Consider the following 11,558-nt stretch of genomic DNA (forward strand, 5'->3'; position numbering starts at 1 on the left):
TCGGCTCCTTTCAGGGGGCGCGGTGCAGGTAGCGGCCCAGGCCGCCGATGCCTTCGGCAAGCTGGCCATTCTCGGCCATAACCTGCCCGCGCAAGATGGTGTGGGTGACGCTGCTGCGGAATGTCATGCCCTCGAAGGGCGAGTAGTCCGAATGCGAAGGGTAATTGGCGGCGTCTACGCGGGTTTCGCCCTCGGGGTCGATCACCACCAGATCGGCGTCATGGCCCGGCGCGATACGCCCCTTGCCCTGAACCGAATATAGATCCGCCACGTTGGAGGACGTTGCCGCCGCGAGTGTCTCGATCGCGATGCCGCGCGTGTGGAAACCCTCGTGCATGGCGACCGGCAGGATCTGCGCGATGCCGGGAAAACCGGCTGTCGCCTGCCAGATATCCGGCCCCTTGGTGGCGCGTTTGCGCGGCACATGGTCAGACCCGATGGTGGTAATGTCGCCATTGCGCACCCCTTCCCACAGACCATCCACATCCGCCTGACTACGCAAGGGCGGATTGACCTTGCCCAGATTGCCGATGCCGCTGTCCTTGGTCAGCGACAGGTAGTGAATGCAGGTCTCCACATGGATGGACGCACGGCCCGGATGGCGCAACCGCCGCACCAGATCGAGGCTTTCGACGGTGGACATATGCACGATGTTCACCGGGCATTCCGTCTTTTCCCCGAAATAGGCCACGCGAAAGACGTTCTCGGTCTCCAGAAATCCGGGTGACTGTTCATCCCAAACCGGCAGGTCGTCGCGCCCGGCGGCCTTCAGGGGTTCGCGAAATACCGGGATCACCTCGGTATTCTCGCAATGCACGCCAACAACGCCGCCCTTGATCCGCGCGCCCGCCTGAAGCGCGCGAAACAACAGCGCATCGTCCACTTCGCCAAAGCCCTTGGCGGCCCCGGTCGCCCCTTTGTACATCAGGTACACCTTGACGGATGTCACGCCGAACCGTTGCGAGAGTGCGGCCAGCTCCTCGACATGCCGGGTCGCGGTCACGCCGAAATGCAGCCCGAAATCCATCGCAGCACGTGCCTTGGCCCCGTCGATCCACGGCCCGGTCGCGGCGTTCAGATCATCGCTGCGCCAGAAACTGAACAGCCCCGTGACACCGCCCAGCAGCGCGGTGCGGGTTTCGGTATCCCAGTCACTTTCCTTGTCGCCAAAGCCGATATGCGTGTGCGGGTCGATGAGGCCCGGCATCACGAAACGGTCGGTGCAGTCGATCACCCGCGTCGCGCGCAGCTCTTCGCCGGGCGCCAGAATGGCCGCGATCCGCCCGTCGCGCACCGCGACCGATCCGCGCTGCACACCCTCGCCGGGAAAGACGATCTCGCCGTTCTTCAAGATCAGATCATAGCTCATGCCGCATCCTCCAGCCGTTGCATCAGTCCCGCAAACATGCCGCCTGCCAGAAGCAATTCGCGTTCGGCGTCGCTTGCGATATCCACCTGCACCGTGAGCGCGCCGACGCCCTCGACCTCGACGCGGACCGGCGCGCCCTTGGTCACGCCGGCTTGCAGCCCCGAGATGCTCAGCGGCTCGAACCCCGTGAGCCCAAGCGCGTCGGCACCCTGCCCGGCGGCAAAAATCAGCGGCACAATGCCCATCCCGATCAGGTTGGCGCGGTGGATGCGCTCGAAGCTCTGCGCCAGCACCGCGCGCACGCCCAGAAGCTTTGGCCCCTTGGCCGCCCAATCCCGGCTCGACCCCATACCGTAGTCGCGCCCTGCCAGCACGATTGCAGGCGTTCCCTCCGCGCGCAATGTCTGGGCCACGTCATAGATCGGCACCGGGGTAGCCCCCGGTGCGAGCCGCGTCATGCCGCCCGGTGCGCCGGGCGCAAGCCGGTTGTGCAGGCTCGGGTTACCAAAAGTGATGCGCGCCATGAACTCGTGATTACCCCGGCGTTGCGTCACCGCGTTGAAATCCTGCGGTGCCACGCCCTGCGCGATCAAATACTGCCCGGCCAACCCGTCGGGCGCAATCGCGCCGCTGGGTGTAATGTGATCGGTGGTCAGCGAGTCGCCTACCCAGAGCAACGCCCGCGCGCCGTCGATCACATCCGGCATGGGCGGATTATCCGTGTCAAAGAAGGGAGGCTTGCACACATAGGTCGAGGTGGCATCCCATGCAAAACGCCGCCCCTCGGGCGCGGCGAGCCGTTGCCAGAGCTCCGCCCCATCAAACACCGTTGCATAGCTTTCGCGAAACTGTTCGGGCGTCAGGCTGTCGGCCACCAGTGTGGCGATCTCAGCCTCCTCCGGCCAGATATCGCGTAGGTAAACCGGCGTGCCATCGGCGCCTGTGCCCAGCGGTTCATCCTCCAGCGCGATGTCGATGCGTCCGGCCAGCGCAAAGGCCACCACCAGCGGCGGCGATGCAAGATAGGCGGCGCGGCACTGCGGGTGAATGCGCCCTTCGAAATTGCGGTTGCCCGACAGGATCGCGGCGGCAACCAGATCGCCCGCCTCCACCGCCTCGGCCACGCCGGGGTTGAGCGGGCCGGACTTGCCGGAGCAGGTGGTGCAACCGTGGCCGACCACGTGAAAGCCCAGCGCCTCAAGCGGCGCCATCAGGCCAGCGCGCGCCAGGTAGCCGTCCACCAGCCGCGAGCCCGGCGCGAGCGATGTCTTTACCTGGGGCGGCACGCGCAGCCCCCGCGCCACCGCGTTGCGCGCCAGCAGCCCCGCCGCGATCATCACATGCGGGTTCGACGTGTTGGTGCAGGATGTGATCGCCGCCAGCACGATGCTGCCATGGCGCAGCGTGCCGCCAGCGCCGTTCCCGGCGCTCTGAGCTATCTGCTCGGCGCTCAGGCCAAAGCCGCCCTCGGTCACCGGGGCCGTCAGCGCGGCTGCGAAGGCATCCTTGAGTTGCGTCAGCGGCACCCGGTCCTGCGGACGTTTCGGCCCGGCAACACTGGGGGCTATCGCGCCAAGGTCGATCTCGACCAATTCGGAATATTCGGGCTCTGGCGCGCCCTCTTCGGCATAGAGCCCTGCCGCCTTTGCATAGGCCTCGACCAGCGCCACATGGCCCGGTGCGCGGCCCGACTGGCGCAGATAGGCGATGGTCTGCGCGTCGATGGCGAAATAGCCAATCGTCGCGCCGTATTCGGGGGCCATGTTGGCAATCGTCGCGCGGTCCGGAACTGTCAAAGCTGCCGCACCGGGGCCGCAGAACTCGACAAAATCGCCGACGACGCCGACCTGCCGCAACCGCTCGGTAATGGTCAGAACGGCATCGGTTGTCGTCGCCCCCGCAGGCAACCGGCCCGTCAGACGCACGCCCACCACACGCGGGATGCGCACCACGTGACGTTGGCCCAGCGCGGCCGCCTCGCCGTCGATGCCACCGACACCCCAGGCCAGCACCCCCAGCCCGTTGACCATCGGTGTATGGCTGTCGCAGCCCAGCACGAATTCGGGCGCGGCAACGGGGCCGTATCCGGGCAGGTCCGCCATGTGCACCAGCTCTGCCAACCGCTCCAGATGAACCTGGTGGATGATCCCCGCACCCGGCGGCACGATCCTGAGATTGGCAAAGCCCTGCTGCGCCCATTTGAAGAAGCTGTAGCGCTCTGCATTGCGCGCGTATTCGGCCAGCAGGTTGTGCTGCGCCGCATTCGGGTGGCCCGCCCGATCGACGATCAGTGAATGATCCACCACCAGCGTGATTGGCACGCGCGGCTCGACCGCCTCTACCGGCGCACCCGCCGCATGGGCAGCGTCACGCGCGGCCGCCAGATCCATCAGTACGGGCAGACCGCTCGAATCGGGCAGGATGAGGCGCGTGACGTCCAGCGCCGCCGAAACCGGCGCGCCTTGCGCCGACCAATCGGCAATGCGAGCCACATCGTCGGCAGAGGTACGACCCGCCAAGGCCTGCCGCGCGACGTTTTCCAACACCACCCTGAGGCAATATGGCAAGGGCCGCGCGCGATTGCTGAGCAGCGCGCGCAGATCGACGCAACGCGCGGGCTCGGCGTCCGGCACGGCAAAATCGCGTAGCTGTGGCATCTGCGGCTTGGTCAAGCTCTTCCCCGGGTGGTCGCATCTTGCATGTCAGTTCACGGTGGAGATTACACCGGGATGTCAAAGTGTCAACACTTTGATCAATGCAGGCTTGCGAGACGTCAATATCTCGGCTATTAGTTGAGTTAACAGGGTAAATTCGCCCAAAGTGTTGACAGGAGCCGTGTCCCTTTGCCACGTCCAGAGCAAACTACACTGGTCAACCAGGTTTTTGACAGGATATTCGATCTGCTTGTCTCTGGCGAGATCCCGCTGGGCGGCGTCGTGAACGAAGCCGCGCTGGCCGAACGGTTCTGCGTCAGCCGCGGCCCGGTACGCGAGGCGGTCAAGCAGTTTCAGGGCCGTGGCTTGGTGATCAAGGAGCCATATCTCAAGGCCCGCGTGGTTGAGCTGTCCGTCTCGGACATGATCGAGATTTTCCAGCTGCGCGAGGCCGTCGAGGGCATGTCGGTGCGGCTGGCCACGCTCAACATGAGCGATGCCGAGCTCGATGAATTGGTCGCTGACTTCTCGCAGCCCCGCCCTGACAGCGCCGAGGTGCTCGACGTACACGTCCGGATCGCCGAAGGCAGCGGCAACGCGCGCATCCGTGCGCTGCTCTGCGATGAGCTCTATTACCTTCTGCGCCTCTACAGGGCGCGATCGGGCGACATGCCGGGCCGACGGGAAAACGCCTATGCCGAACACTGGCAGATCCTGCGCGCGATGAAGACACGCGATGCGGACCTCGCGGAATCACTGATGCGCGCGCATATCCTGCGCGCCACCAAATCATTGCAGGAACTGCTGGCCAAAGAAACGACAGCGCTGGCGGCTATCGCCAAAGGAGATGCCCGATGAACATGATCAAGACCGCCCCCGTCAAACCCACCCGCCGCATGCGCGAACTGATGGCCGGCAGTGACCTGCTGGTCTCGCCCGGGGTTTTTGACGGCTATAGCGTCCGGGTGGTTGAAAAGATGGGGTTCAAGACGGCCTGCACTACGGGTGCGGGCCTGTCCAACTCGCGGCTTGGCGTGCCGGATGTCGGGATCATGGGCCTGACCGACAACGTCGATGCCTGCCGCATGATCGCGCGGTCGGTGTCGATCCCGGTCATGGCCGATGCCGATACCGGCTATGGCAATCCGGTCACGGTGCTGCACACGGTCCGGCAGTTCGAAGAGGCGGGCGTGGCGGGCGTCAACATCGAAGATCAGGTCAGCCCGAAACGCTGCGGCCACATGGCGGGCAAGGATGTGATCGACATGCGCGAAATGGCCCGCAAGATCGAAGCCGCCTGTGATGCGCGCCGCGACGATGATTTCGTGGTGCTGGCGCGCACGGACGCTATTGCCGTCGAAGGGCTGGAGGCCGCGATCCGTCGCGCGCAGCTCTATGCACGCGCCGGCGCCGACATGATCTTTGCCGACGCCATCGGCGACGAGGATCAGATCAAGGCGCTGGTGGATGCCGTACCGGTGCCGGTATCGGTCAACATGGGCTTTGGCATCCGCAACCGGCCGACGACGCCGCTGATCCCCTTTGCCCGGCTGGCTGAAATCGGCGTGCGGCGCGTGACCCTGCCGCGCCTGCTGCCTGCCGCCGCCCTGTCGGCGATGGAGAACGCACTGGGATTGCTCAAGACAACGGTGGAAACCGGCGAAATCATGCACCGGCCGGATTTGCTGTCGAGTATCGAGGACATCTGGGCCCTGATGGGCCAGCCGGAAATGAAGGCGCTGGAAGCGCGCTACAATGACCTTGACGGGGTGGATGTCGGCTAAGCCCGAGGGGCGCCTTCAGCCCTCGGGTGTCTCGGGCTTGTAGGGCGGCAATTGCTGCCAGCGCGGCACGTCGTGGCCCATCCGGTCCAGCAGTTTCTCCAGCAGATCGCGCTCATCCGAACTCAACGTCGCGGTCAGGTGTTCTTCGGCTTGCTGGAACCACGCCATCACAACGTCATATTGCATCCGCCCGGGCGGCTCCAGAAACAGCAGCTTGCGGCGGCCATCTGCTGCGTCCACCCGGCGGCTGATCATCCCCTTGGCCAGCAGCGACGACACCGCCCGGCTGATCGTGTTCGAGGGCTGTTCGGTGACCTCGCAGATGTCGCTCGAACTCAGCCCGTCGCGGTAGACCAGACAGATCAACACGGTCCATTCAGGCCGGATCAACCCAAATTCGCGTTCCATGCGGCGCAGCAAGGGCTCGCGCATGAAATTGGTCAGAAAAGCCATCCGGTAGCCGATGGGGAGCGGCGTCGCGTCCAATATGTCGATCAGCTTCATGGTGTCTCCTGCCTTTTGGACCTGACTATGCACAAAATTCGCTCCACATGGAAATAAATTAGTTCCGTGTGGAGCAAATTCACGCTAGGCTCTCCCAAGATCGGGGAGGATCGCGCATGCCGCTGGAGGCAGGAATGAGATCGCTGGGGCAGGCGATGCTGAACGCACTGGCGGTGCTGTTGATCGCGCTCATGCTCTGTGTTGTGCTGCAGGTCGCCTGCAGCTTTTTCGACATCAACCCCCTGATAACATTCGGCCAGAGCGTCATGTTTCTTGGCAAGGGCATCACCCTGAATTCGCTGCTCGACCTGCAATGGCACCTCTTCGCGCTGATCTGCCTTGTTCCCTCGGGCGCGGTTCTGATCCGCGACGGGCATGTGCGGGTGGATTTCATCTATGCACAGCTACGGCCCGGCACACGGCGCGGCATCGACGGGGCGGGCCATGTGATCTTTGCGCTGCCGTTCTTTGTCATGTCCCTGCCCGCCGCTTGGGATTTCGCCATGCGTGCCTACCGTTCCGGCGAAGGGTCGCGCAATGGCGGCCTTGATGATCTTTGGCTGATCAAGCTGGTGCTGCCCTTCGGGCTTGGCCTGCTGGCGCTGGCAATCCTGTGGGAGGCCGGTCGGCTGATCCGCGGACAGCGCGCATCATGAGCGAATTCGCCCTGCCGCTGGCGATGGCCGCATTGACGATGCTGGGCATCATATCGGGCTATCGCGTGGCGCTGGTGCTGGCGGGCACTGCGGCGCTGTTTATCCTGGTGTCGGACCTGCCGGTGGCGTTCTTCAAGCTGATCATCAGCCGGATCTACGCCAACGTGCTGTCAAACTGGCTGTTCGTGGCGATCCCGATGTTCATCTTCATGGGGCTGATCCTGGAGAAATCCGGCGTCGCGGAGCGCTCGCTCAAGGGCGCGCAGCGTGCCCTGGGCGGCTCCCCCGCCGGCATGGGGATATCGGTGCTGGTCGTGGGGCTGCTGCTGGCGGCCTCGTCCGGTGTGGTGGGGGCGTCGGTGGTGCTGCTGGCATTGCTGGCCCTGCCCCGGATGCAAGAGGCCGGGTTCGATACCCCTACCAGCGCCGGGCTGATCGCCGCATCGGGCACGATGGCGATCCTTGTTCCGCCCTCGGTGATGCTAATCGTGCTGGGCGACCAGTTGCAAACCTCGGTTCCCGCGATGTTCGCGGGTGCCATCGGGCCGGGCCTGTTGCTGGTCGCGCTCTACGGGGCATATGTCCTGCGGCGCGCACGCAAGCTGCCCCGGCAGGCCGCAGCACAAGACGGGCGCGGTGGCATTGCCGCGCTGCTGGTGGACGTAGCGCCACTGCTGGTTCTCATCATCTGCGTGCTCGGGTCGATCATCGGCGGGCTGGCCACCCCGACCGAGGCCAGCGGGCTGGGCGCATTCGGAGCGGTCATCGTCACCCTGATCTATCGCCGCTTCAGTATCGCCATGCTGATGGATGCGGCCCGCGACACGGTGACGACAACATCAATGGTCGCGCTGGTGATCATCGGTGCGACCTGCTTTGCCGCAGTGTTTCGCGGCGTCGGCGGGGATGAGATGATCCAATCCGGCCTGGGCCAGTTCGGCACCAGCCCCTGGGTGGTGATGGGTGTGATCATGGCGTCGATCTTCCTGCTCGGGTTTTTCCTCGACTGGCTGGAAATCACCCTGATCCTGATCCCGATATTCGCCCCCGTCATCGCCGCGCTCGATTTCGGCAATGGGCTGGTGGGCGAGGATCTGATGATCTGGTTCGGCATCCTCGTGGCCGTAAATCTGCAAACCTCGTTTCTGACGCCGCCATTTGGCTTTGCGCTATTCTACGTGCGCGGCGCGGTCGGTGACCGTGTCAGCACCGGCCAGATCTATCGCGGCGTGCTGCCCTTCATCGGACTGCAACTGCTGGCAATGGGGCTGCTGATGGCGCTGCCAGCCATCGTCATCGGCTTCTGACAAACGACAAAATTCCAACGGGAGGACCAACCATGATCAAGACCACCTTCGCGGCACTTGCCGCCTGCACCCTCGCGCTGCCGGCCGCCGCCGACAGCTACACCCTGCAAAGCGCGTTTGGCAAAACGTTGCCGGTGCTTGGTGCCGCCGCCGACCGCTTCGTGGCCAATGTCGCGGCGCTCACCGATGGGGCAGTCGAGTTCAAGCATCTCGGCGCCGGAGAACTGTCGCCCGCCTTCGAGATCTTCGACAATGTCAGCGTCGGTGCCATCGACGCCGCGTGGTCCTTTGCCGCCTATGCCAGCGGCAAGGAACCGGCCGCTGCGCTCTTTGGCTCTGTCCCGTTTGGTGGGGAGCCTTTGCAATACATCTCGTGGCTCAATCACGGCGGCGGGCTGGAGCTGTGGCGCGAGATCTATGCGCCCTACGATCTGGTGCCGATGGCCTGCGGCGTCATCCTGTCCGAGGCCGGCGGCTGGTACACCAAAGAGATCAATAGCCCCGCAGACCTGCAAGGGTTGAACATCCGCATCGGCGGGTTGGGCGGCGATATCCTGTCCCGTCTGGGGGCAAATGCGATGTCCCTGCCGGTGGGCGAAATATCCACGTCGCTGGAAACCGGGCGACTTGATGCGACCGAGCTCAGCTTTCCGCTGGTGGACAAGCTTTTGGGCTTCGACAAGGTGGCCAAGAATTACTACTTCCCCGGCTGGCACCAGCCAGCGGGCTTTATCGAGTTCTACATGAACAAGGGTAAATGGGACGCGCTGACCGATGCCCAGCGCACCGCCATCGAAGTGGGCTGCAACGACATCAACCTCTACACGCTGGGCGTCGCGGCCGGTGCGCAGAGCGAAATCTTGCAGGAATTTCGCGAAAACGGCGTGACCGTCGCGCGCTTCCCCGACAGCGTGCTGGACGCGCTGCGTGGTGCCGCCGAGGAAGTCTATGCTGAGAAATCCGCCGAGGACGAGATGTTCAAGCGGGTGATCGACAGCTACCGCGCCTATGGCGAGAAGTACCGCGAGTATCAGGCGCTTTCGGCGCTCGACTGATCAAGGAACCGGGGCATGGCCTACACGTTGCACGATTTTGGCAGCTACACGGTGGGCGGGCACGTCCACCGCGTGACCGCAGGCGTGCCGCGCGAGGTTCAGTTCACCCGCTCGGCCAGCTACACCTACGACCCGCGCGGGCAGTTCTGCGTGGGTCAGACCTATGTGCAGTATTTCGTCCCCGAACACGCCCGCGACGCGCCGCCGATGGTGCTGATCCACGGCGGCGGCATGCACGGCTCCACCTGGGAGACGACGCCGGACGGGCGCCCCGGCTGGCTGCACCTGCTGCTGGATCGCGGTCATACGGTGCATGTCATCGATCTGGTAGAACGCGGACGTTCGGGCTTTGCGGCGGGTATCTGGGACGAGTCGCCGATCCTGCGGTCCGCCGAAGAGGCCTGGTCGCTCTTTCGATTTGGCGCCCCCGAGGCGTTTGCAGCGCGTCGGACCTTTGCCGGGCAGCAGTTTCCCGTCGACCATTTCGATACCTTCTGTCGCCAGTTGGTGCCCCGCTGGCTGAACACCTCTGCGCTGCAGGTGGCGGGGCTGGTTGCGCTGCTGGACCGGCTCGGGCGGGCCACGCTGATCTGCCATAGCCAGGGCGGCGAAATCGCGCTTGACGCTACCCGAGAGCGGCCCGGTGCCGTCGCGGGTATCCTGGCGGTGGAACCTTCGGCGCAGCCCCAGATCGGCCTGCCCTGCCCAATCGCCCTGCTGGCCGGAGATTTCCTGGACACCGCGCCGCAATGGATCCGGCGTGCCGCAGACTGGCGGCAGGCGATCCACCAGATTGCGCAAACGGGCGGTGCTGCCCACCTTATCGACACGGCGACAGACGTGGGCCCCGGAGGCAGCCATATGCTGATGATGGACCGGCATGGGCCGGAATGCCTGGAAGCGGGGCTGGCCGCGCTGGGGGCGACCTGATCTGCCGTTGATCGCGCAGCCTTGCGAGCCAGTTGCCATCCGGCCTTACGCTACACCTCGCCATCCATGTCGATGCCCGACCTATTGGCCAAGGCATTTCGCAGCAAACCGAAACTCGCGAAACGCTTCAGGCGTCTTCCTGCACGACAATCTCGCGATCCGCCTCGGGCACGTTCAGAGTTGCCCATGTTTCATCTTGAATCGGCTTAGGCGGTGGCTCGCAAGAGCCGTGATGAAGGTTGACCTTGCCAAAGAAGTTGGCCGAGATCGGTGCCGTGACGAACAGGAATCCCATCACGAGCAGCTGGATCAAAGACCCGTCCCCGAACGTGTAGGAATGTATGAACGAGGCCAGAAGCAACGCACCGACACCCATCGTGCTGACCTTGGTCGGCGCATGCAGGCGTGTCATGGAATCGTTGAACTTCAGCATCCCGATCACGCCCACGAACATGAAGAACGCGCCGATCAGCAGGCAGACACCAATGGCGACCACGGCGATGAGTTCAATCGTCATTCTATGATATCCCCCCGCAATATGAACCGCGCATAGGCGACGCTGGACACGAAACCGAGCATCGCGATGATCATCGCCGCTTCAAAATAGATGCGCGTGCCCTGCGAAATGCCCAGCAAGACGATCAGCCCGATCGCATTCACCACCATCGTATCCAGCGCAAGGATACGGTCCCCGGTGTTCGGCCCGATGACGACCCGGATCATCGACAAGAGCTGCGCCAGCGCAACGGCGACAAAGGCAATCATCAGGGCGATGTCCATGAAATCGGTTGCAAGGCTCATTCGAAAATCTCCTTCAAGCGACGCTCGTAGCGCTGTTTGATCTCGTCGCGCACCCCGTCGGGGTCGTCGGTGTCCAGCGTGTGCACCAGCAGGCTGTGCCCGTCGCTCGACAGATCCGTGGACACCGTGCCGGGGGTCAGCGTGATCGTGCCTGCCAGCACCGTGATCGCCTCGGGCTGGCGCAGATCAAGCGGCACGACCACCCAGGCGGGGCGCAGCTTGGAATTGGGCCGCGTCAGCACGATCCAGGCCACCTGCACGTTGGCAACCAAAATGTCCCAGAGCACCAGAACCATATAGGACATCATGCGCCCGACGTGAAACCTGCTGGGGATGTCGGGCCACCAAGCCGCGGTGATCCTGGGGATGATGATCCCGAGAATGAGGCCAAAGACCACCATCCCCGCTGTCACTCCGTTTTGCAGCAGGGTCCAGACCACCGCCAGCAGGAGGGTCAGCAATGGGTGCGGGAACAGCCAGCGAAAGGCACGTGTCATG

12 protein-coding genes are annotated in these 11,558 nt (G+C 64.2%); 6 read left to right on the forward strand and 6 right to left on the reverse strand.

What is annotated here, in order from left to right:
* Positions 1–10: 10 nt before the first annotated feature.
* Together O3306_RS09045 and acnA are read right to left on the reverse strand one after the other, a co-directional pair.
* Positions 11–1,369, reverse strand: coding sequence for a dihydroorotase (locus O3306_RS09045; protein ID WP_272005987.1), 1,359 nt, complete (start codon positions 1,367–1,369; stop codon positions 11–13).
* A complete protein-coding gene (gene acnA / locus O3306_RS09050) occupies positions 1,366–4,026 on the reverse strand; it encodes an aconitate hydratase AcnA (RefSeq protein WP_272005989.1) in 2,661 nt (886 codons plus the stop codon). The genes O3306_RS09045 and acnA overlap by 4 nt, the downstream gene beginning before the upstream one ends.
* Before the next feature lie 186 nt (positions 4,027–4,212).
* On the opposite strand from acnA, the gene O3306_RS09055 reads away from it, so the two are divergent.
* Positions 4,213–4,881 carry a GntR family transcriptional regulator gene (locus O3306_RS09055; protein WP_272005991.1) on the forward strand — a complete coding sequence of 223 codons (669 nt, stop codon included), beginning with the start codon at positions 4,213–4,215 and terminating at the stop codon, positions 4,879–4,881.
* On the forward strand, positions 4,878–5,807 hold the full coding sequence (locus tag O3306_RS09060; RefSeq protein WP_272005993.1) for an isocitrate lyase/PEP mutase family protein: 930 nt from the start codon (positions 4,878–4,880) through the stop codon (positions 5,805–5,807). Before O3306_RS09055 ends, O3306_RS09060 begins: the two co-directional genes overlap by 4 nt.
* Before the next feature lie 15 nt (positions 5,808–5,822).
* Here the strand turns inward: O3306_RS09060 and O3306_RS09065 are convergent, their stop codons facing one another.
* Positions 5,823–6,311, reverse strand: coding sequence for a MarR family winged helix-turn-helix transcriptional regulator (locus tag O3306_RS09065; protein WP_272005996.1), 489 nt, complete (start codon positions 6,309–6,311; stop codon positions 5,823–5,825).
* A gap of 134 nt (positions 6,312–6,445) precedes the next feature.
* Here O3306_RS09065 and O3306_RS09070 point away from each other — a divergent pair, with 134 nt between their 5' ends.
* The 4 genes from O3306_RS09070 to O3306_RS09085 are packed head-to-tail and all read left to right on the forward strand — an operon-like array spanning position 6,446 to position 10,259.
* Entirely contained in the window at positions 6,446–6,967 is a 522-nt protein-coding gene (locus O3306_RS09070) for a TRAP transporter small permease subunit (protein ID WP_272005998.1), read from the forward strand.
* Positions 6,964–8,274, forward strand: a complete 1,311-nt coding sequence (locus tag O3306_RS09075) for a TRAP transporter large permease (RefSeq protein ID WP_272006000.1) — start codon at positions 6,964–6,966, stop codon at positions 8,272–8,274. The genes O3306_RS09070 and O3306_RS09075 overlap by 4 nt, the downstream gene beginning before the upstream one ends.
* Before the next feature lie 32 nt (positions 8,275–8,306).
* Positions 8,307–9,329, forward strand: a complete 1,023-nt coding sequence (locus O3306_RS09080) for a TRAP transporter substrate-binding protein (protein ID WP_272006002.1) — start codon at positions 8,307–8,309, stop codon at positions 9,327–9,329.
* A gap of 15 nt (positions 9,330–9,344) precedes the next feature.
* Positions 9,345–10,259, forward strand: a complete 915-nt coding sequence (locus tag O3306_RS09085) for an alpha/beta fold hydrolase (RefSeq protein ID WP_272006004.1) — start codon at positions 9,345–9,347, stop codon at positions 10,257–10,259.
* Between the two features lie 127 nt (positions 10,260–10,386).
* Here O3306_RS09085 and mnhG read toward each other — a convergent pair whose 3' ends face one another.
* The 3 genes from mnhG to O3306_RS09100 are packed head-to-tail and all read right to left on the reverse strand — an operon-like array spanning position 10,387 to position 11,557.
* The gene (gene mnhG / locus O3306_RS09090) at positions 10,387–10,776 is read right to left on the reverse strand and encodes a monovalent cation/H(+) antiporter subunit G (RefSeq protein ID WP_272006006.1); all 390 of its coding nucleotides are present in this window, start codon (positions 10,774–10,776) and stop codon (positions 10,387–10,389) included.
* A complete protein-coding gene (locus O3306_RS09095) occupies positions 10,773–11,060 on the reverse strand; it encodes a K+/H+ antiporter subunit F (protein WP_272006009.1) in 288 nt (95 codons plus the stop codon). Before O3306_RS09095 ends, mnhG begins: the two co-directional genes overlap by 4 nt.
* Entirely contained in the window at positions 11,057–11,557 is a 501-nt protein-coding gene (locus tag O3306_RS09100) for a Na+/H+ antiporter subunit E (protein WP_272006012.1), read from the reverse strand. The genes O3306_RS09095 and O3306_RS09100 overlap by 4 nt, the downstream gene beginning before the upstream one ends.
* Position 11,558 lies beyond the last annotated feature (1 nt).

It is taken from the genome of Roseovarius sp. ZX-A-9 (genome assembly GCF_028369135.1).
GTDB lineage: Bacteria > Pseudomonadota > Alphaproteobacteria > Rhodobacterales > Rhodobacteraceae > Roseovarius.